The sequence below is a fragment of the Ferruginibacter sp. genome, assembly GCF_049840995.1.
Taxonomy (GTDB): domain Bacteria; phylum Bacteroidota; class Bacteroidia; order Chitinophagales; family Chitinophagaceae; genus Ferruginibacter.
Genome location: NZ_JASGIP010000003.1, coordinates 1,243,193 through 1,261,427, shown reverse-complemented (window position 1 = coordinate 1,261,427; position 18,235 = coordinate 1,243,193). Strand labels below are relative to the sequence as shown.

The following is an 18,235-nucleotide window of genomic DNA, read 5'->3' as shown; positions in this document are numbered from 1 at the left end:
TGCACCGGCCTGTTAAATTATATGCTCTTCCAGTTTATTAAAACTGGATTGCCAGCCTTTGATACAATCTTCGTACATTTCTTCGGGTATGCCTTCATGTTGTAACCACATCTGCGTCTTGCCGTCTACTTCTTCCAGCGTTACCGTTACCAGCAATTCCAGCGGCATTTCAGGCATTTTATAAAAAGTACTTTCTACTATTTTACCTGTGCTGTCGGCAAAGCTGTCGGTGTATACTATCTTGTGCTGCGGTACTATGTCTGTATAAGTTCCGGTACCCCATACATCTGTCCCATCAGGGTTTCGCATGGCATTCAAAAACCTGCCGCCTATTTTAAAATCAATGGTGCAATAGGGGCAACTGAAGCCTTCGGGCCCCCACCATTTAATGAAATACTCGGGTTCGCTCCAGGCCTTCCATACTTTGTACAAGGGCAGATTGAATACCCTGTTGATGGAAATGGTCTTTTGTTCTGCTGCTATTATGCTGTGTGCTGACATGATTGTTGTTTTTAAATGGCAGAAAATAATTGCTTTAAAAAAGCAGCGCATTTATTCCCTATCCGTGCAACGGATGTTTGGGGTGCCGTCCGCATCCTGATGATCCTGGCTTTTCCATCGCTTATTTTTTGTTTCTTTTCCTGCTGCCTGTTTTTTCCGGCAACCAGGTAAACCAATTTGCCACCCTGTTGAATCTCTTCCGGTATTTGTTGTTGTAATTGCATGCTGCGTTCTTTATTATTATTATTATTGGTACTGCAAAGTGTGCGCCAGTATATAAACACATCAAAATCAGCTTTGTTTGCGCAAACTGGGGAAAGATTTACCGGGTTTGCTGCGTGTTTGCGTACGGTTTTTTAAGATGTTTTATTAAATTTATACAAGGTTACCATCCTCCCCCTGATCACTGTTGCTGTACTCCCCACTTATTTAACCAGCTTCACTGCATTTACAGTCATTCAAAATATTTTTATGGCAAAAGAATCCATCTTCGGTGTGTTTGAAAAGATCATCAGCCCTTTTCATCACATGACCATTGCACTTACTTCTATTGCAGCTTTATCGGTGCATGCTTTTTTTACGCAATTGTTCGAACCGCTTACACACATGTATTACAGCGTGCTGCTCACTTTTCCTTTAACGGCTACGCTGCTGGTCATCTTTTTGGTATTGTACAATACCAACTGGAAGAAGGTGGGGTTTTTTCATGTGATATTATCGGTAATGCCTATTGCCCTGCTATTGATGCTGTTTACTTTTATTTCGGAAAAATATGGTTTGGAAAAAATGGGGGCTGAAGGTTTGCACGAAAAGGGCGAAGTGGCAGAGCCGGTTAAAAAAGATACGCCTGTTTATAAGATCGATCCTTTGGCTACGCCTTCTTCAGCCTTTGACCCTACGGGTATCCAGAAATTACTGGCGGCTGATTCGCTGCGGCGGTATAATGAAGCGCATCCTGCATGGTACGAGAAGATCGCTATTACTAAAAGCATTGCTTCGGCTATTGGTTTTTTGTGGGAGCAGGGCAAAACCATGTATGCGAATTATGGGCGCATCCGTTTTATTTCGGGTATACTGGTGGCGCTTTTTTTAGCCTGGTATATACAGGTAAAGGGGATCAATAAATTATCGCGGCCTAAGAATAGTGATAAAGAATAGATCTTTTGTTGAAGGAGCTTCGCTCTTCAAGACGGGAAAGCAGATTATTAAGATGATTATGATTTGATAAGATTTTGATGAAAGAGCTGCGCTCTTCACAGGGAACACGGATTGGACTGATGAAAAGGATTGAATAGGGATCTTGTTAAAATAATAACAGCATCTGGTGATTAGGGTTTGAATGCGTGGCGGATACTTTAAAGTCGTAGCTGCCGATGATCTGGAAGCCGTTTTTGCCATAGAAGTTTACAGCCCGGTTATTTTCTTTCCATACATACAGCCACATGCCTGCCTGCTGCTGTTGCTTTGCCAGGTTGATATTGTACTGCAGTAATGGCTGGCCGAGTTTGTGTTCGAAATAGGTGTTGAGTATATAAATGCGTTCCAGTTTGCAGATATTATTTGCAGTACTGCCGGTAAAGGGATGATCGTATATGATCTTGGAAAAACCCGCGGGTGTTTGGTTGTAATACAGGATATGGTAGATATTGGCGGACTCGTTTAATTCCTCCTGCATTTTTTCTTCGGTGTATTTTTCGGCAATGTAGCTGTTGATATCGGCTTGGGGTGCACTATGGCCGTGCGACTGGAGGAAGGTTTGGATGGCAAGGGGGGATAATACTGCGGCATCATTGAGGGAGGCTTTTTGTATCTGATACATGGGAGGTATTTAGGAACAAAATTAAGAAAGCGGAGGGAAATTGAACCACATAGGCACATAGAGAACATAGGGTTTATAGAGAAGAAAAAAATGTTCAACATTCAATGTTCAACACTCAATTCTCAAGTGTAAAATACACTTGCCTTTAAAAATTGTCTTACTTGAACATTTCTTTCTGCGTATTCTGCGTCATCTGCGGGCTTATTTTGAGTATAATAATCCACGGGTTGTAGTTTTTTGCATACAGATATTTGTAAAATTGCGCTGTTTTTTTCTGGCAGGATTTTAGAATTATGGTTGCTAAAATGTCAATCATGAAAAAGATAATCAGTAACCTGGCCATCTCAATCTTCGTTTTGCTGGGTGTAGGCTTTGGGCTTTCAGGCTGTTACGAAACGCATTATTACCACCAGTACAATCACCACACCAGGGGCTGGTACGAACACCGGCACAGAACCCCTCCTGCTAATGTAAATTTTGAAGTGGATATTGAAACGAGGCGCCACAGGCATTAATAATGAATAATGGGATAATGAATAATTGATAATTAGTAATGGCCTGGTTATAAAAATAGCTGCGGCTTTAACGGGGGTTAGGGTTGCAGCTATTTACTTGTACTTTTTATATTTCTTTTCTGCATCGGCGGCTGCGGTGGTGTTGCCTGCTTTCAGGTAGAGTTTTTCCAGGTTCTTCCAAAAATAAGGTTCTCTTAGTTTTCCAACCCGGTCGGCATAGGTAGCGGCTATTGTTATTACTTTTTGTAATAAAGCGGCATCTTCCATGGCAATAATACTGTCTACCACCGGGTGATCATTATATTTCATCGACTCCAGTAATTCCGATGCGTTGGAATGTAAGGTTAAGCATTGCATGGACCGCTTTAATATGTTACTTCTTATTGCTGCTGTAAAAAACTCATCCGGGTGAAACTGCAGGTACTGGTATATTTTGTACAGATCATTGGACCGGTCGTCAATGCTGCTATCCGCCATTACGGGATCGCCCAATGCTATTAATACATAGGGCATTTTCAGCAACGTGGTATCGTAGCTGTAATTATCCTTGTACAAATGCAGCATATCGGTTGCTATGTTGAATATACTGGTATAATTATCGTGCTTTGCTATTTCCAGGCGTATCAATGCCGAAGCTATAAGATAGCGATTAGGCGAAGTAACCCCCACAGAAAACCGCTGCTGTTTTACATGCGCATATAATGCCTCCGCTTCTTCCCGTTTATCCAGCTGGCAGCATACCAGCATATATATCTTATAATAGTCCAGCGCCACCGTTTCATATTGGGTGTAATTGGTAATATTATGTGTTCCGTTTGCTTTATCGCAGATGATGTAAAAGGTTTCTTTTAAAAGCGCACTGTCCAGCGTGTAAGCTATATTTTTTACCGGCTGTACTATATCGTACAATTGCTGGTAAGAGGGTGCGATACTGTACCAGGCTATATATGCTGCCAGTTGCTCTTTAATATATACGGTACAATACTGGTATTGCAGTTGCGTGGTTTTATCCGTGTTGCCGGCAATCAGCCTGTCCAGTTGCGTGGCTGTTTCTTTAAATATGCCCACCAAGTAATCCTGGTCTGCCTGGCTGATCTTTTTTTTATCTTTTACAATGGCGGCGGTTTTATCTGCCAGCCCTTCCACCACCTCCTGCATTTTTTCACATATCGTTTGTGCGTGTACGTTACTTATCAGCAGCAATGCCACTATGCAGCATACTACCCGTTTTATTATCGCTTTGCTTTTATACAATTTGTTTTCCATCGGTTTATAATATAAAAAACACGGCTATTAAAAATGCAGCAAATACAATTAAAAAATACTGCAGCGACTTTTTGATGGTGGCTTTTAATACCTCTTCCGGCAACTGCTCCCACTGGGCTATCATTTTGAATATAATTCTTTTCGCTGCCAATGGTAAAATTGATGACACCACCTACTACTGCAATGCCAACTAAGCCCAGCACCTGGCCCACGGCTTTGCCGGATATGCCGGTATGCGAGGGTAATTGCCAGGGTATATACTTTCGCCCCAGTATCACCACTACGGCCAATAGCAGCAGCAGCATTACGGCTGTTAACAAAGTACCGTTCAGCCGGGCCTTCATGGGGTCGCGGCCTTTTTGTTTCAGCTCGTACCACTGGCTGCAGTAAATGGTTTGTATCCAGTTCATTAATATATTGATGATCGGCTGTAATGATAGCGATAAAAAAACATCCGGGTGTACCCGTAGCAGGGTATTTTACCCGCTGCTGTAAAGATGCTGTGCCGTGAGTAGGCTTTGTACAGGATACGGCGGTGGTGCAAACGGTGCCCGTTGATATATTGAATTTGCAAAGGCTTTCATTTTTTGTTATTATCTTCATGCCTCTTGATCCCTTTAATAGTTTAAATCCCTTTTAATGAAACAGCTTTTATTTTTTCCGTTCGCCCTTTTATTTTTTTGCTTAAATACCTTTGCCCAAACAAAAGAAGTCCGTTACAAAAATGCCTCCGCCCTGTATGATAAGGGAGATTATGCCAGTTCTATAAGAGAGAATCAATGCCGCATTAAGACTTGATTCCACCAATGCACAGTATCTTTTTTTAAAAGCCAATGCATTGGAAAAATTAAAAGATTACCAGGAAGCATTCAATACTTACACCAAACTGATACAGTTTTATCCTAAAAGTTCTTACGCTTACAGTCAGCGGGGGATACTGCTTACCAGTATACAGGAGCCGGAATACGCCATTAAGGATTTTTCTGAAGCGCTGGGCTTTGAAACGGTGGATACCGTAAGGCTCACCCTGTATATTAACCGCGGCGCCGCTAAGGTGAATATACGGGATTTTCAAGGCGCTTATGATGATTTTTTTGCTGCTTATAAGATCGACTCATTGAATGTAGGTACGCTTAATAACCTGGCGGCCGTTTGTGATGAAGTGGGCAAGGGCGACCAAACACTGGATTACCTGTACCGGATTTTAAAGATCGATCCTACTTTTGTGGGTACTTATGCCAATATTGGTTTTAAATACCAGGAAATGGGCGACTATAAAAAGGCCATTGGTTTTTTTGATAAAGTAATTTCCATGGACCCCAAAGAGGCGCTGAGTTATAACAACCGTGCTTTTAATAAATACAAACTGGGCGACCTGCAGTCTGCACTCACCGATGTAAACACTTCTATTAAATTATACCCCGCTAATTCCTACGCTTTCCGCAACCGGGCACTTATCTATATTGCTATGAAAAAAACCGGGCAGGCCTGCAATGATATCAAAGAAGCGCTGCGCCTCGGTTATACTAAAATGTATGGCGAAGAGGTGGAGGAGCTGCAAACGAAAAACTGTAAGGCTGCGGGGATGTGATAGCTCCGGGTTCTCTTTTAATATATAGACTCTCTTGTAAAAACATGCCTGCACATTGCTGGTACTGCTGCTGGTAATAGGGCTTTGCATAACAGATGCACCAGTGATATATTGGAGTTGCTATAGGGTTGGTACAGGGATGGTATTGGTTTGGTATTGAGTTGCCCTGGCTTAGCGGTAAGTTGCTGTCGGTATCTGCGTATATGCTGCGGCAAGTTCTGTCCCGCATGGGTCCCGTTAGTGTCCCGTAATGGTCCTGTTAATGTCCCGTAAGTGTCCTGTAATGTTCCTGCAATTGTTCCGCGGGGATGGGTGGTGCGGGGGCAGGTTTTTTTGTGTTGTGGCTTGTAGTGTGAAGATAAGGAAAAAAGGTGAGTGGTGAGTAGTGAATGGTGAGTTTGTAATTGGGAGGGTTGTACATTTAAACCACTAAGGCGCGGAGGCAGGAAGGAACACTAAGGGGTCTTTGTACGGCTTTGTGGCTTAGTGCCTTTGTGGTAAAGAAAACCGCTGTTGATACCACATTAGTTTCCGATCATTTTCGTGGCGTCACGAAAATGATAACATTAGTCAAGGGTGCTCAGCGGGAAGTGGAAGATATTGCGCTTACAAGGTATGCCTGCTACCTGGTAGCGCAAAATGGCGATCCCAATTTTAGCCACAAAGACACTAAGGCACGAAGTAACACTAAGTTTTCTTTGTGCAGCTTTGTCCAAAGGACTCCTTAGGAGTGGCTTAGTGCCTTTGTGGTAAAGAAAATCGCTGTTGATACCACTTTTGATCATTTTGTTAACGCCACCGAAATGATCCCTGTTGTAAATATCTTTTTAGCCCTGCTGCAATCTTTCTTTCCGAAAAAACCTCTTTTCTTATACAACCATTTACCCTTTATTTGTTACTATATTTGTAAGCACGCAACACTACTTGTTATGGAAAAAAACAATACACCAGGGCCGCAATGTAAAAACGTCCCGATTGCTATCGGGAAGAAATGATGGGCATTAAGCAGGAAGGCCTTGCCTTTGAACTGGGTGATGACTGGAACCAGCAAAAAGTTTCGCTGCTGGAAGCTAAAGAAGTGATTGATGATAAATTACTGGTGCAGATTGCGGGGTATTTGAAGGTGCCGGTGAAGAGCATTAAGAACTTTGATGAAGAAGCTGCAATAAATATTATCTCTAATACTTTTACCGATTTTAAGGATAATGCAATTGCAAACGCCAATCATTACAATTTTAACCCGCTGGATAAGTTTGTAGAGGCGATGGAGGAGAATAAGAAATTGTATGAAAGGTTGTTGGAGAGTGAGAAGGAGAAGGTGACGTTGTTGGAGCGGATATTAAAAAGTACTAGTTAAAGCAACTACATTCCTTATAGGCTTTAAAATACAAAACTAATGCAAGTAATTTAAGGCATTTTATTTTTTAGCTTTATGTCCTCTTTAACACCTTTAGGATTATTAGAATAGACTTAGATAAAGAGATTTTTATCAAAGGCTGTAGCCGATAATGTCTAAATTGACCAATCTAATTCCCATTGCCTTAGGGTTAACATCAAATTCCACAGATAGCTTACGAATTAAAGTTTTATTATCTCGTTCACTCAATTCATTTATTTTTTTTATCACAAGTTTTCTCGGCATTAGTAAGGCTGCTGCAAAGGCATTTGCTTCTCTTTCCTTTATCAATTCTCCTGTACTAGAGTTGTAATCCCTATTTAATCTACTTTCTTCTTTGTCTATAAATAATGGCGTTTCTTTAGCATGCAAAATATAATGCCCTAATTCATGCCCGATTGTAAAGCGAATCCTTTGGGCGTTATTTGCTTTGTTAACACCTATATGTGCCTTTTTATTCTTGATAGCAAAAAAGCCAGATATATCATCTTCTAAATCTAATGATGTTATCTCCACGCCTAAATATTCAGCACACTTGTAAACATCAATTGGTATATTAAAGCAATTTGAATCTAATAAAATCTTTTCTGCTTTTTCTTCGACATAACTATTGATCATAATTCTACTTTATTAAATTTAGAATTTGTTGTCTGGTTTCGTCATTAATATCAGAGCTTTTAAGATGTTCATTAAATTTATTATCTCCTTCTTCCAGATAGTGATTTAATTCTTGAACTGTTGGAAGCAATGAAAAAATTTCAGATTGATATACTTGTGAGATTTCATATAATAAACTCAATGAAGCTGCCTGTCTACCAGCTTCAATATTGGAGATTGATGATCTACTAATTTTAATTTTTTCAGAAAGATTTACCTGACTATCCTCATTTAATTTTCTAAGATTACATATTTTTCCTCCAATTATTTCATTGAGAATTGAAGTGTTATCAATCATATATGGTTTGTTTATTTATAGTTCCTTAGTAGAATTTTCAATTACCGGGGCAAGGAATACTGCGAATTTGAGTGATTAACTTTGTGATTAATCACAAAGTTAAAAAGTTTTTCACAAAGAAAAGCAACAATGTGGATAAATTGTTTACTTTTATGCGCTATGCTTGTTTTGCAAACATGCTTGTTATTTAAACAATATCATTATATTTGTACTGACACTAGTTCTTTAAATAAAAAACCAAGCAAGGAAAATCCTCACCTGGCTTTTGTTTTAAAAAAGTTAAACAGGTTAGCGCCCTGTTTCCCTAATTTGTTTCTGGAAATTCAAATATAGCGACTCATTTTTAAAACGTAAAGCCTTTACTAAGTTTTTTTGATTTTTCCTCTTGGGTATTCTTAACCTATTTAACTGTATTAAGGCTAAATCAATTCTTCAACAATAATGTAATCAGCAAACTCATAATGCTGAGTTTTTTTCATGTTTAACATGAGTAGGGATTTTATTTTAAAAATTTTAAATTATTAAAAATGTTAGTTGAAAATTCATACAAGTTTATTTTAGATGGAAGGACCATCGAATGGAACAAGTTTATCACAGGAGCTGAAATAAGAAAGGCAGCTTCAATCAATGAAGATTTTTTAATCTTTTTAAAAGTAGAAGGATTGGACGAAGAGATTAAAAATGATGATAAAATTGATTTGGCAAGGTTTGGTATTGAACACTTTTATACAGTAAGTCGTCACCCCACTTTTAAATTGACAATTGACGGAAAAGATTACAAGTGGACAAAGTTCATCACCGGCAAAGAGTTGAGAAAACTTGGAGATATCCCTCCGGATTCTTTAGTCTTTTTGAAAGTGCAGGGAAAAGATGAAGAGATAGCAGACAATGAAAAAGTAGATCTGGCAAGAATAGGCATTGAACACTTTTATTCAAAGCATAAGCAACCTAAATTAGTTGAAATTAAAATCAACAATAAAGGCTACGAAGTAAAGCCAGGGATTTATACTGTTGCAGAATTGAAGAAACAAGGAAATATTCCAGCTACGCATGAGCTTGAACAGCTTGTTGATGGAAAATTGGTGCCGTTGGCCGATGATGCAAAAGTTGAAATTAAAGGATGTGAACAGTTTTTTAGCCACGTAAGAGACGGCGCTTCATCCTAAAATTTACTGCTATGCAATTTCCTCAAGATCAGATTGATGAACTAAAGCAGATTGCCCCTATCCTCAGTTTTATTGAGGATGGGGGTCATTCTTACTTTTTAATTAAGCAACATCAATTACCCGAAGGGTGTAATCCATCGGAAATGGATTTGCTTCTTTGTCCTACTACTCATACAGGTTACAATTCAAGGTTATTTTTTAGTCAAATAGTTACTGGATGCCCTGCTCGCAATTGGAATGGAAACTTACGTTTATTAGATAAAAATTGGGTTGCAATTTCCTGGAATGTCCCAGCAGGATTAAGGTTGGCCGAAACACTTCTTGTTCACTTAAAAGCTTTTAGAAAATGAAAAATCCAAAAATAAAAGTCAGAATACCGAAGGCTATTTATGAGCAAGCTTTTCGAGACCTTTTGAGACCCCACGAATTTGCATTTGAGCGTATTGGTTTCTTTTGCTCTAAGAGTAAACGATTGAAAAACGAAACTATTTTAATAACCATTACAAAGTATTTAATCATAGATGATAAGAATTATATTGAAGATGGTAGTGTTGGTGCTAGAATTAACTCCGCAGCAATAAGATCTGCTATGCAAAGTGCTTTAGATAGCAGTTCTGGGATATTCCATGTACATATGCATGATCATACAGGCAAGCCCGGGTTAAGCTATACAGACAGGAAAGAAATACCTGATGTAATTGATAGCTTTTATAATGTTGTTCCGAATCAGGCTCATGGATTAATAATCCTAAGTCAAAATTCTGCGATAGCAGAAGTAAAACTTCATGAGAAAAGGCATAGAATAATTCCTGAATCAATAAGTATAGTAGGATATCCAATGAAATCAATTTTCCTTTTTCCTATAAAACATGTAAAAAGCAATCTTTATGATAGACAATCTTTTTTAGGCCCAGATTCTCAAATGTTTTTTGAAAACGTAAAAGTAGGTATTGTAGGTTTTGGCGGTGGTGGTTCTCATGTTGGTCAGCAGCTAGCTCATATAGGAATTAAGAATGTTACTGTTTTTGATGATGATAAAATCGAGCATACAAATATGAATCGTCTAATTGGTGGATGGTTTAGTGATATTAAAAACAAGATGCTTAAAACTTCCATAGCAAAAAGGCTTTTCAAAAAAATACTCCCTTCCTCTAATATTAAATGTATAAATGATAAATGGCAAAATAAACCAGAAGATCTGCAAGAATGTGATTTCATAGTTGGTGGTGTTGACACTTTTATTGGGCGTGAACAGTTAGAAGCAGAATGCAGGAGGTATCTAATCCCTTATTTAGATATTGGAATGGATGTTTATCAAATACTTGAAGAAGCGCCATCAATACATGGGCAGGTAATTCTATCAATGCCAGGAATGCCATGTATGAAGTGCATTGGGTTTTTAACGGATGAGAAATTAAAAAAGGAAGCAGCTAAGTATGGCGATGTAGGTGGTCATCCACAAGTTGTTTGGTCAAATGGTGTATTAGCTTCTACAGCCGTAGGTATTTTGATCGATTTAATTACCGGATGGACAAAGCAAAAAGATAGGCTTATTTATCTTTCATACGATGGAAATTCTGGAAGTGTTCAAGACCATGTAAGAATTGGTTTCGTCGAAAAAACTTGTGTGCATTATAATTTGGGAAATACAGGTGAGCCACAATTTATTTCTTTATAAAATTATTTTATAACAATTAAAAAAGGAGGATATAATGGCAGATGATTTAACAAAACGTCGGCCTCAAGATTCAAGTAAAGTTAATGTACATGAACCTTGGGAAGTTAACTGGTGGTGCGGAGAATTAAATTGCACCAAAGCTCAATTAGTAGCGGCAGTTAATGCAGTAGGTGTTTCAGCAGCTGCAGTCAGGAGGTATTTAGGTAAATGATACTTCTGCAATCTTAAACAGCATAGTTGTTACTATGCTGTTTAATTTTTCTCCCTACCTTTGAATTTCGCAAACACACGCAATCATGAAAACTTCCACACTCGAAGATTTTTATAAAGAAGTAGCACCGCATCTTACCGCAGGTATCAATAAGGAGATCGGGCATTTTAATGTGTTCAATATTGCCGATACTATTGCGATGGTAAAAAGCAAAAACCAGATGCCGTATAACCGGCGCAGCTATTATAAAATAAGCCTTATCAAAGGCCGCAATAAGGCGGAGTATGCCGATAAGGTGATAGATATTGAAAAGCATGCGCTGCTGTTTGCCACGCCCAAAGTGCCTTACCACTATGTGCCGCAGGATGATAAACAGGGCGGGGTTTTCTGCATTTTTACCGGTGAGTTTTTAAGCCGCAATATCAGTGGCCTGCAGCTGGATGAACTGCCTATTTTTAAGCCGGGCGGCTACCCGGTGTTCCAGTTAAGTGCCAGGGAAGCGGCGGAGCTGAGCGTGATTTTTGATAAGATGCAAAAAGAAATTGCCGGCGACTATGCTTTTAAGTACGACCTGCTGCGCAACTATGTAATGGAGCTGATACATTATGGGCAAAAGCTGCAGCCTGTGGCCGCCATGCCCAGCACACATACGACTTCGGCCAGGGTAAGTTCGCTGTTTATTGAATTGCTGGAGCGGCAGTTCCCCATCGATTCGCCCCGGCAGCAACTGCAGCTGCGCACAGCCAAAGACTATGCCGGCCGCCTGGCGGTGCATGTAAACCATTTAAATAAGGTACTGAAAGAAACCACGGGCAAAACCACTACTGAATTGATCAGTGCCAGGGTTACACAGGAGGCCAAGATTTTACTAAAGCAAACCGACTGGAATGTATCGGAGATCAGCAGCAGCCTGGGCTTTGAGGAGGTGGCGCATTTTTCTAATTTTTTCAGGAAGCAGAGCGGGGTGGCGCCGGGGGTGTTTAGGGCTTAGAAGAGAGTTGCGGGTTATGAGTTACGGGTTGCGGGTTACGGGTTACGGGTTGAGGGGGGATATTTGAATTTTGCAAAGAAGGGATTGATGAGCGCAACAGTGGGGTGGGATTGTTGTTGCAACTTTGTGTTTGAAATTTAAATTCAAATACACAATGACAACAACTAACAAAATTGCCCTGGTTACCGGTGGCAGCCGTGGGCTGGGCAAAAACATGGCGCTGCAACTGGCGCAAAAGGGCACCGATATTATTATTACCTACAACAGCAATAAAACTGCTGCCGACGAAGTGGTGGCTGCTGTACAGCAACTGGGCCGCAAAGCCGCTGCGTTACAATTAAACACAGGCGATATTAAAAGCTTTGATGCTTTCTGCACGGCGCTTTCCAGCACTTTACAATCTACTTTTAATGCCAGCCGCTTTGATTTTTTGATCAACAATGCCGGCATTGGTATGCACGCTTTAATTGCCGATACCAGCGAGGAGGTTTTTGATGAACTGAACAATATCCATTTTAAAGGCGTGTTCTTTTTAACACAAAAAACGCTGCCGCTGATGAATGATGGCGGCCGCATTATCAATCTTTCCAGCGGACTGGCCAGGTTCAGTATGCCGGGCTTTGCTGCGTATGGCGCTATGAAGGCCGGTATTGAAACATTGACCCGCTATATGGCTAAAGAACTGGGCAGCCGTGGTATTGCAGCCAATGTGGTAGCCCCCGGCGCTATTGAAACCGATTTTGGTGGCGGCCGCGTAAGGGATAATGCCGATATGAATAAAATGGTGGCCAGCATTACCGCACTCGGACGGGCAGGCGTACCCGATGATATCGGCGGCGTGGTAGCATTTTTGTGCAGCGAAGAAGGCAGATGGGTGAATGGGCAGAGGATTGAGGTATCGGGAGGAATGAATTTGTAGGCAGGAGCCCGCAGATAGCGCGGATGACGCAGAAAGGCAAAAAAGAAGAATGCTCAATTTTCAATATTCAACACTCAATGCTCAAGTGGAAAATGCACCCAAATTTATTGGTTCCTTTACTTGAATATTGAACACTGAGCATTGAATATTGAACATTTGTATTTTTCATCAGCGCAATTTGCGTGATCTGCGGGCTACTTCTTTGCGAGGATGAGTGTGGATGGTATATCAGCTAGCCACTCTGCTTTTGATTCCACCAGTTTGCGCCAGCTTTCTTCGCTGATGAGCATGAGGTGCTGGCCCTGTAGAAATGTTTTTTCTATTTTGCCTTCGGTAATGAACTGCACGGCGTTGCCTTTGTTTTTGGCAGCATCGATAGGTATGGGTAGTTTTTTAAAGATGGTTTTTGTATCGGCCACAGTTATGGTGGCGCCATTGTTTACCCGCAGCTTTTCCATGTAGGGCAGCAGCCAGCCATCATTTTCGGACAGGCCCGGCACAAATACCTGCTGCACTTCTTTTAATCCCTTATCTATATACACCCCCACCGGTATATTGGTGCGGGATAATATCATCCGGGTATGCTCATCAAATGGTGCATCTTCAAAAATATTTTCTTTACCAGTTACTTTATCCAGCAGCCACTCGGGGTTGATGATCTTTGCTGTAAAACCGAGTATGCGTCCCAGTAAGCTGCCTTCGTATATAGAGCGGGCCACGCCAATGAGTAACAGATCGAAATGCCCTTCGTTGGCCACTTCCACTATTTCGGTATCCACATCGGCGGCAGCTTTAAAGTAAGGCCTTATAGGCTGGCCGATATTTTTACTTTCATCTATAATGGGTGCAAAACTGTCTTTTTTATATTCATCCACATTGTACAGGTGCAGGTCGTTCACCCGGGCCAGGTGCATGGCTGTTACGCTGGCATTGCCCCTTGTTTTCCTGATAAAGCTTTGCGCCACCCGCAACAGGGCACGTGCCCGCTCGGCATTATTAAAGGAGATCAAAATATTGTATTGCCCTACTGCCTTTATCTTTTTTTCTGCTGCCAGTTTATTGCGGAAGAACCAGCCGATAATATTCAGCGCAGGGCCCGTCATAAAAGTGGTTACCAGTGCCATGATCACCATCATGGCAAACAGTTCGGGTTTTAATACACCCAGGTCGTAACCAATGTTCAGTACCACCAGTTCCATCAGCCCGCGGGTATTCATCAATGCGCCAATGATCAGGCTGTTCTTCCAGTTTTGCCCTACAAACCGTGCCGCCAGTGTACTGCCCAAAAATTTACCGGTTACGGCTACCAGTATGATCAATCCTGTTATCTTCCACAGGTAAATATCATTCAGCAATCCGATTTGCGTACGCAGGCCGGTAAATACAAAAAACAGCGGCAGCAGCAGTACCAGTGCAATATCTTCCACCTTTTCGGTGAACATGCTTCTGAACCTTGCTTCCTGCGGCATGATAGCACCGGCCATAAAGGCGCCAAACAAGGCGTGTATGCCTATTACTTCTGTGGTATAGGCAGAGATGATGAGTGTTAAAAAGAAGAGGGCAATGATACCCTTGCTTAAGTGTTCTTTGGATGTATACAGGTCGCCCACCCGTTTTAAAAATGGGCGAACGATCTTTATCATCAGCAGCACATAAGCCGCCGCCAGTGCAATGGTGTACAATGCGCTTATGAACGAGCCTGCTTTTACAATGGCTATTACGGCTGCCAGTATACACCATGCCGTTATATCGTCGGCCGCTGCGCAGGTAATTACAATAGTGCCCAGCCGGGTTTTATGTATACCCCGCTCCTGTATAATGCGTGCCAGCACCGGGAATGCAGTAATGCTTAATGATATACCGGTGAAGAGTGCAAAGGAGGCAAAGTTGATACCCGCCGGTGCAAAGCCGGGATAAATAAAATAGGCAAGCCCTACGCCCAATGCAAAGGGAATGATGATGCTGGCATGACTGATAACTACAGCTTCGTGCGCTTTATTCTTGAGCACTTTCAGGTCCAGCTCCATACCTATCACAAACATAAAAAGTATCAATCCTATCTGGCTGAGGAATTGCAAATTGCCCAACGATTGCGGTGGAAATAAAAATGCACTGAAGCCCGGGAAATATAAACCTACCAATGAGGGGCCGAGTACTATACCTGCCACTATCTCACCTATCACCGACGGCTGCCCGATCTTTTTACAGATCCATCCAAACAAGCGGGCCACCAGTATAATGGTGATGATCTGCGCCAGCAGCAATGCCAGCGGGTGTTGCAGGTTGTGTACAAGTGCATCCAGGAAGTCGTGCCACCTGCTGGTATTTGCCGAAGGTGTAACCGTCTTTACATTTTTTTGCAATGTTGCACCCAGCAGCAGCCCCCAATAAATGAGCGCCGAAAATCCCCCGATGACGAGGAAATAAAATATGCTGTTCTTTAATTTTTTCATTTTGCTGCTTGCGGAAACAAATTATAAGCCACGTTTGCAACATAATAAAAAATTAATGGACTGCTACCGATTATTTCGGTAATCGTTTGTGAAAATGGAAAATTATGCTGTACAAATGCAATAAAAAAAGATCGTTCACCCTGCAGCTTTGTAAATACATTACCCGGGTGAACGATCGCTGGTTTTTACAATTATATTTTTTCAAATGTCAGGTAGTCTGTTCCGCTGCCGCCGCCACTCACATCTTCCAGTTTTATCAGCGTGCTGGTTTGCTGTGTTACATGCCAGTCGTCGTTGAGTTCGGAAAAAACGGCGGTTGCGCCAAAGCTTAATACCAACTTGAGTGTGTGATCGTCGTTGCCACTGCTCCAGGTACCGGAAATGGTACTGCCGGTTTTAGCAGCAGTTACGGTACCATTGCTGCTGAACTGGAATTCGTAGCCGGTATAGTGATTGGTTTGATCGGTACCATTATCATTATACAGGGTTACTTTCCATTTGCCCTGCACGGCCGCAGCATTCAATGCGCTGGCCTGTGCCGAAACGGAGTTATCATCTTTTTTACAGGATACAAAAATGGACAGGATGAGGATGGATAAAGCGGGAATATTTACAATCTTTTTCATTTTATTTGTTTTTGGCGGATAGGTATATAATGCTGCTGCAAACGCAAACGTTTGGCTCATCACCGGTTAAGGGCATACCATGCAATGGAAGGCACTTACCAACAGTTGCAGTTAACCAACTGTTGCGGTGCAGCATTTAAAATTAAAGCGGGGTTGAAAAGGGCAACCTGGGAGGGTTCCATACAGCGCCATAATAATGAGAAAGGATGGCGGGGTTACTGTAACAGTACAGTTTATCTTGTTGTTCAATAAAGGGTTTTAAGGTAAACTCTTCGGTGCGCTGCAGGATAAACGGCGCCGAAGCGGCGGCGGCTACACTGGTAGCCGATTTAAAGGGCAACTGTTCATCGCGGTCATTATCGTTCTTGTTGCCATCATCAGTTACGTAATGCATCACCAAAAAATCAACAAAGGAAATATTGCCCTGCCGGGCTTTTGTTTCTTTATAATGTTCCAGCAGCACATCCACCTTCAGCAGCTCGTACAGCTCGGCTGTGGATACCAGGTAAATACTGAACAATAAAATGGCGGCTGCTTTTCTCACGCCTGCAAAATAAGCAAATATTGTGCTGGGTTTTGTTAATTAATGGATGAAAGGCTTTACTGCACTGCCATTGGGCGCATCAGTTGCTGAACTCCTGCACCACCATCATTCCTTTTGACTGGCTTACCAGTACTGCAATGCCTGCTTTACCAAAATGGCCATTGAGTATATTGGCACGATGGCCGGGCGAGTTCATCAATCCGTTGTGCGCCGAATCGAGGTTGTAAGAATGTGCCAGGTTCTCGCCTGCACTGGTATAGGTAATACCCAGTTTTTTCATGCGCTGAAAGGGATCGATGCCTTCGGGTGTGTTGTGCGCAAAATATCCTTTGCTGAACATATCGGCTGCATGATTGTAGGCTGCAAGGTATAAAGTGGCGTCGGGCACCAGTGGTTTTAATCCGCGTTTGGTTCTTTCTGCATTTACCATGCTCAGCATTTGTTGTTCCAGTTCATGTACGGGCTGGTAATTATCACTTTTAAATTCGTCGGAGAATACGTAATCTATCTCGTGTGCACCAGATATTTTTTGCGGCTGCGGCGGGTTGAACACCCGGCTCATTTTACTATCCAGCCAGTTGCTGGAGTTTACAATGGATGACAGCAGGAAACTTTTATTTTCTTTTTCGGGTGTGGCAAACCATACAGATGCGGCTAATATATTGGCCATTATCACTGCTATGCCAATGCCGGTTAAAAAGCCCGGTATTATTCCTGTAAGTTTGTTGGCATAAGAATACCTGGCCTCAGGCGGAATGAGTTTTTTAAGACTGGTAAACAGGAACAGCAGTAATAAAAAGCCCAGTAAAAAAACCAGTGCAAATGCCAGTGGCCGCTGCCAGCCTTCTTCTATTAAAAAATACCGGTTGAGCAAAGCGGTAACGGGCTGGTAAAATAATACTGCCATTGTTAATGCGCCGCCCCATTGCAGCAGGCCCAGGAAGCTATTGATAAACCCGCTTTTGTAACCCAGCCAGGTAAACAGCACAATGGTTACGATCAATATTATATCAGCAAAATTCAATTGGTTTGTTTTTAAACAGCTTATAGTAAAAAGCGGAACCCGTTTAAAGGTTCCGCAATAATGTACAATTTTTATCTGCCATCTTTTTTATCCTGGCTCCTTCCTATTCCATATCCAATACCACCGCCCAGTACACCACCGATGACTGCACCCACGGCCCTGTTCTTTTTATTGATGATGGCGCCAGCTATGGCTCCTGCCCCGGCACCTATCACAGTACCTTTTGCAGCTTTGCTCCATCCTTTCTTTTTAGGGGCGCTTGCTACTGCAGGTGCTGCAGCGGTTGCTTTTGCAGGCACGTATACTACTTTGGTAATGGTTTTTGTTTCGGCAGCTTTTTCTTTTGCTTCGTTGGCTGCTTTCCATTTTACAAATTCATTGTAGTCTGCCTGCTCTGTGGCTGATAATACCTGTGTTTGATCCGGTTGTTTGTTTTTGCACGACACCATAATAGTAGCCGCTGCAATAATGAGTAATAAGTGTTTCATGTTTGTAAGTTTTTCAAAATGATAAAATATAATTTCTACTACCCTGTTTACAATACCGTGCCAGCTTTGCCATAAACTGTTAAAGAAATGTA

23 protein-coding genes are annotated in these 18,235 nt (G+C 41.7%); 11 read left to right on the top strand and 12 right to left on the bottom strand.

The features are described from left to right. Positions 1-12: 12 nt before the first annotated feature. Together QM738_RS07275 and QM738_RS07270 are read right to left on the bottom strand one after the other, a co-directional pair. On the bottom strand, positions 13-501 hold the full coding sequence (locus QM738_RS07275; RefSeq protein WP_462276019.1) for an SRPBCC family protein: 489 nt from the start codon (positions 499-501) through the stop codon (positions 13-15). 11 nt (positions 502-512) lie between these two features. After that, entirely contained in the window at positions 513-785 is a 273-nt protein-coding gene (locus QM738_RS07270) for a hypothetical protein (protein ID WP_462276018.1), read from the bottom strand. A 187-nt stretch (positions 786-972) separates the two neighbouring features. On the opposite strand from QM738_RS07270, the gene QM738_RS07265 reads away from it, so the two are divergent. Further along, complete coding sequence (locus QM738_RS07265) at positions 973-1,659, top strand: hypothetical protein (RefSeq protein ID WP_462276017.1); 687 nt, start codon at positions 973-975, stop codon at positions 1,657-1,659. A gap of 145 nt (positions 1,660-1,804) precedes the next feature. Here the strand turns inward: QM738_RS07265 and QM738_RS07260 are convergent, their stop codons facing one another. Next, complete coding sequence (locus QM738_RS07260; RefSeq protein ID WP_462276016.1) at positions 1,805-2,320, bottom strand: GNAT family N-acetyltransferase; 516 nt, start codon at positions 2,318-2,320, stop codon at positions 1,805-1,807. Between the two features lie 314 nt (positions 2,321-2,634). Here QM738_RS07260 and QM738_RS07255 point away from each other — a divergent pair, with 314 nt between their 5' ends. After that, positions 2,635-2,835 carry a hypothetical protein gene (locus QM738_RS07255; RefSeq protein WP_462276015.1) on the top strand — a complete coding sequence of 67 codons (201 nt, stop codon included), beginning with the start codon at positions 2,635-2,637 and terminating at the stop codon, positions 2,833-2,835. Positions 2,836-2,928: 93 nt separating this feature from the next. On the opposite strand, the gene QM738_RS07250 is transcribed toward QM738_RS07255, so the two are convergent. After that, positions 2,929-4,101, bottom strand: coding sequence for a hypothetical protein (locus tag QM738_RS07250; RefSeq protein ID WP_462276014.1), 1,173 nt, complete (start codon positions 4,099-4,101; stop codon positions 2,929-2,931). Beyond that, positions 4,068-4,511, bottom strand: a complete 444-nt coding sequence (locus QM738_RS07245; protein ID WP_462276013.1) for a hypothetical protein — start codon at positions 4,509-4,511, stop codon at positions 4,068-4,070. The genes QM738_RS07250 and QM738_RS07245 overlap by 34 nt, the downstream gene beginning before the upstream one ends. Positions 4,512-4,740: 229 nt before the next feature. Here QM738_RS07245 and QM738_RS07240 point away from each other — a divergent pair, with 229 nt between their 5' ends. The 3 genes from QM738_RS07240 to QM738_RS07230 all read left to right on the top strand — a co-directional run bounded on the left by QM738_RS07240 (position 4,741) and on the right by QM738_RS07230 (position 7,049). Then, on the top strand, positions 4,741-4,899 hold the full coding sequence (locus tag QM738_RS07240) for a hypothetical protein (RefSeq protein ID WP_462276012.1): 159 nt from the start codon (positions 4,741-4,743) through the stop codon (positions 4,897-4,899). Next, the gene (locus tag QM738_RS07235; RefSeq protein WP_462276704.1) at positions 4,877-5,692 is read left to right on the top strand and encodes a tetratricopeptide repeat protein; all 816 of its coding nucleotides are present in this window, start codon (positions 4,877-4,879) and stop codon (positions 5,690-5,692) included. Before QM738_RS07240 ends, QM738_RS07235 begins: the two co-directional genes overlap by 23 nt. A gap of 991 nt (positions 5,693-6,683) precedes the next feature. Next, complete coding sequence (locus QM738_RS07230) at positions 6,684-7,049, top strand: XRE family transcriptional regulator (protein ID WP_462276011.1); 366 nt, start codon at positions 6,684-6,686, stop codon at positions 7,047-7,049. 132 nt (positions 7,050-7,181) lie between these two features. Here the strand turns inward: QM738_RS07230 and QM738_RS07225 are convergent, their stop codons facing one another. Together QM738_RS07225 and QM738_RS07220 are read right to left on the bottom strand one after the other, a co-directional pair. Next, positions 7,182-7,706: an ImmA/IrrE family metallo-endopeptidase gene (locus tag QM738_RS07225; protein WP_462276010.1), complete on the bottom strand. Its 525-nt coding sequence runs from the start codon at positions 7,704-7,706 to the stop codon at positions 7,182-7,184. A 4-nt stretch (positions 7,707-7,710) separates the two neighbouring features. Next, positions 7,711-8,043: a helix-turn-helix transcriptional regulator gene (locus QM738_RS07220; protein ID WP_462276009.1), complete on the bottom strand. Its 333-nt coding sequence runs from the start codon at positions 8,041-8,043 to the stop codon at positions 7,711-7,713. A 527-nt stretch (positions 8,044-8,570) separates the two neighbouring features. Here QM738_RS07220 and QM738_RS07215 point away from each other — a divergent pair. The 6 genes from QM738_RS07215 to QM738_RS07190 all read left to right on the top strand — a co-directional run bounded on the left by QM738_RS07215 (position 8,571) and on the right by QM738_RS07190 (position 13,008). Next, entirely contained in the window at positions 8,571-9,209 is a 639-nt protein-coding gene (locus QM738_RS07215) for a multiubiquitin domain-containing protein (RefSeq protein WP_462276008.1), read from the top strand. An 11-nt stretch (positions 9,210-9,220) separates the two neighbouring features. Then, entirely contained in the window at positions 9,221-9,559 is a 339-nt protein-coding gene (locus tag QM738_RS07210) for a hypothetical protein (protein WP_462276007.1), read from the top strand. Further along, positions 9,556-10,887 (top strand): ThiF family adenylyltransferase, encoded by a 1,332-nt coding sequence (locus tag QM738_RS07205; protein WP_462276006.1) that lies wholly within the window; start codon positions 9,556-9,558, stop codon positions 10,885-10,887. Before QM738_RS07210 ends, QM738_RS07205 begins: the two co-directional genes overlap by 4 nt. A 34-nt stretch (positions 10,888-10,921) precedes the next feature. Further along, positions 10,922-11,098, top strand: coding sequence for a DUF3606 domain-containing protein (locus QM738_RS07200; RefSeq protein WP_462276005.1), 177 nt, complete (start codon positions 10,922-10,924; stop codon positions 11,096-11,098). An 85-nt stretch (positions 11,099-11,183) separates the two neighbouring features. Continuing rightward, the gene (locus QM738_RS07195; RefSeq protein WP_462276004.1) at positions 11,184-12,089 is read left to right on the top strand and encodes a helix-turn-helix domain-containing protein; all 906 of its coding nucleotides are present in this window, start codon (positions 11,184-11,186) and stop codon (positions 12,087-12,089) included. 154 nt (positions 12,090-12,243) lie between these two features. Next, positions 12,244-13,008 (top strand): SDR family NAD(P)-dependent oxidoreductase, encoded by a 765-nt coding sequence (locus QM738_RS07190; protein WP_462276003.1) that lies wholly within the window; start codon positions 12,244-12,246, stop codon positions 13,006-13,008. 194 nt (positions 13,009-13,202) lie between these two features. Here QM738_RS07190 and QM738_RS07185 read toward each other — a convergent pair whose 3' ends face one another. The 5 genes from QM738_RS07185 to QM738_RS07165 form a co-directional block, all read right to left on the bottom strand. Next, positions 13,203-15,461, bottom strand: coding sequence for a cation:proton antiporter domain-containing protein (locus QM738_RS07185; RefSeq protein ID WP_462276002.1), 2,259 nt, complete (start codon positions 15,459-15,461; stop codon positions 13,203-13,205). 191 nt (positions 15,462-15,652) lie between these two features. Then, a complete protein-coding gene (locus QM738_RS07180; protein ID WP_462276001.1) occupies positions 15,653-16,087 on the bottom strand; it encodes a lipocalin-like domain-containing protein in 435 nt (144 codons plus the stop codon). A 142-nt stretch (positions 16,088-16,229) separates the two neighbouring features. Beyond that, positions 16,230-16,631, bottom strand: coding sequence for a hypothetical protein (locus tag QM738_RS07175; RefSeq protein ID WP_462276000.1), 402 nt, complete (start codon positions 16,629-16,631; stop codon positions 16,230-16,232). Between the two features lie 79 nt (positions 16,632-16,710). Then, the gene (locus tag QM738_RS07170) at positions 16,711-17,655 is read right to left on the bottom strand and encodes a CvpA family protein (RefSeq protein WP_462275999.1); all 945 of its coding nucleotides are present in this window, start codon (positions 17,653-17,655) and stop codon (positions 16,711-16,713) included. A gap of 71 nt (positions 17,656-17,726) precedes the next feature. Beyond that, on the bottom strand, positions 17,727-18,143 hold the full coding sequence (locus QM738_RS07165) for a YMGG-like glycine zipper-containing protein (RefSeq protein WP_462275998.1): 417 nt from the start codon (positions 18,141-18,143) through the stop codon (positions 17,727-17,729). Positions 18,144-18,235: the final 92 nt, after the last annotated feature.

What these genes read in the sequence shown, in the direction of transcription:
- QM738_RS07230 (WP_462276011.1), top strand. Translation starts at nt 6,684, where the DNA reads ATGATGGGCATTAAGCAGGAAGGCCTTGCCTTTGAACTGGGTGATGAC.
- QM738_RS07190 (WP_462276003.1), top strand. Translation starts at nt 12,244, where the DNA reads ATGACAACAACTAACAAAATTGCCCTGGTTACCGGTGGCAGCCGTGGG.
- QM738_RS07255 (WP_462276015.1), top strand. Translation starts at nt 2,635, where the DNA reads ATGAAAAAGATAATCAGTAACCTGGCCATCTCAATCTTCGTTTTGCTG.
- QM738_RS07225 (WP_462276010.1), bottom strand. Translation starts at nt 7,706, where the DNA reads ATGATCAATAGTTATGTCGAAGAAAAAGCAGAAAAGATTTTATTAGAT.
- QM738_RS07185 (WP_462276002.1), bottom strand. Translation starts at nt 15,461, where the DNA reads ATGAAAAAATTAAAGAACAGCATATTTTATTTCCTCGTCATCGGGGGA.
- QM738_RS07260 (WP_462276016.1), bottom strand. Translation starts at nt 2,320, where the DNA reads ATGTATCAGATACAAAAAGCCTCCCTCAATGATGCCGCAGTATTATCC.
- QM738_RS07245 (WP_462276013.1), bottom strand. Translation starts at nt 4,511, where the DNA reads ATGAACTGGATACAAACCATTTACTGCAGCCAGTGGTACGAGCTGAAA.
- QM738_RS07240 (WP_462276012.1), top strand. Translation starts at nt 4,741, where the DNA reads ATGAAACAGCTTTTATTTTTTCCGTTCGCCCTTTTATTTTTTTGCTTA.
- QM738_RS07205 (WP_462276006.1), top strand. Translation starts at nt 9,556, where the DNA reads ATGAAAAATCCAAAAATAAAAGTCAGAATACCGAAGGCTATTTATGAG.
- QM738_RS07275 (WP_462276019.1), bottom strand. Translation starts at nt 501, where the DNA reads ATGTCAGCACACAGCATAATAGCAGCAGAACAAAAGACCATTTCCATC.
- QM738_RS07220 (WP_462276009.1), bottom strand. Translation starts at nt 8,043, where the DNA reads ATGATTGATAACACTTCAATTCTCAATGAAATAATTGGAGGAAAAATA.
- QM738_RS07215 (WP_462276008.1), top strand. Translation starts at nt 8,571, where the DNA reads ATGTTAGTTGAAAATTCATACAAGTTTATTTTAGATGGAAGGACCATC.
- QM738_RS07265 (WP_462276017.1), top strand. Translation starts at nt 973, where the DNA reads ATGGCAAAAGAATCCATCTTCGGTGTGTTTGAAAAGATCATCAGCCCT.
- QM738_RS07250 (WP_462276014.1), bottom strand. Translation starts at nt 4,101, where the DNA reads ATGGAAAACAAATTGTATAAAAGCAAAGCGATAATAAAACGGGTAGTA.
- QM738_RS07200 (WP_462276005.1), top strand. Translation starts at nt 10,922, where the DNA reads ATGGCAGATGATTTAACAAAACGTCGGCCTCAAGATTCAAGTAAAGTT.
- QM738_RS07165 (WP_462275998.1), bottom strand. Translation starts at nt 18,143, where the DNA reads ATGAAACACTTATTACTCATTATTGCAGCGGCTACTATTATGGTGTCG.
- QM738_RS07180 (WP_462276001.1), bottom strand. Translation starts at nt 16,087, where the DNA reads ATGAAAAAGATTGTAAATATTCCCGCTTTATCCATCCTCATCCTGTCC.
- QM738_RS07210 (WP_462276007.1), top strand. Translation starts at nt 9,221, where the DNA reads ATGCAATTTCCTCAAGATCAGATTGATGAACTAAAGCAGATTGCCCCT.
- QM738_RS07195 (WP_462276004.1), top strand. Translation starts at nt 11,184, where the DNA reads ATGAAAACTTCCACACTCGAAGATTTTTATAAAGAAGTAGCACCGCAT.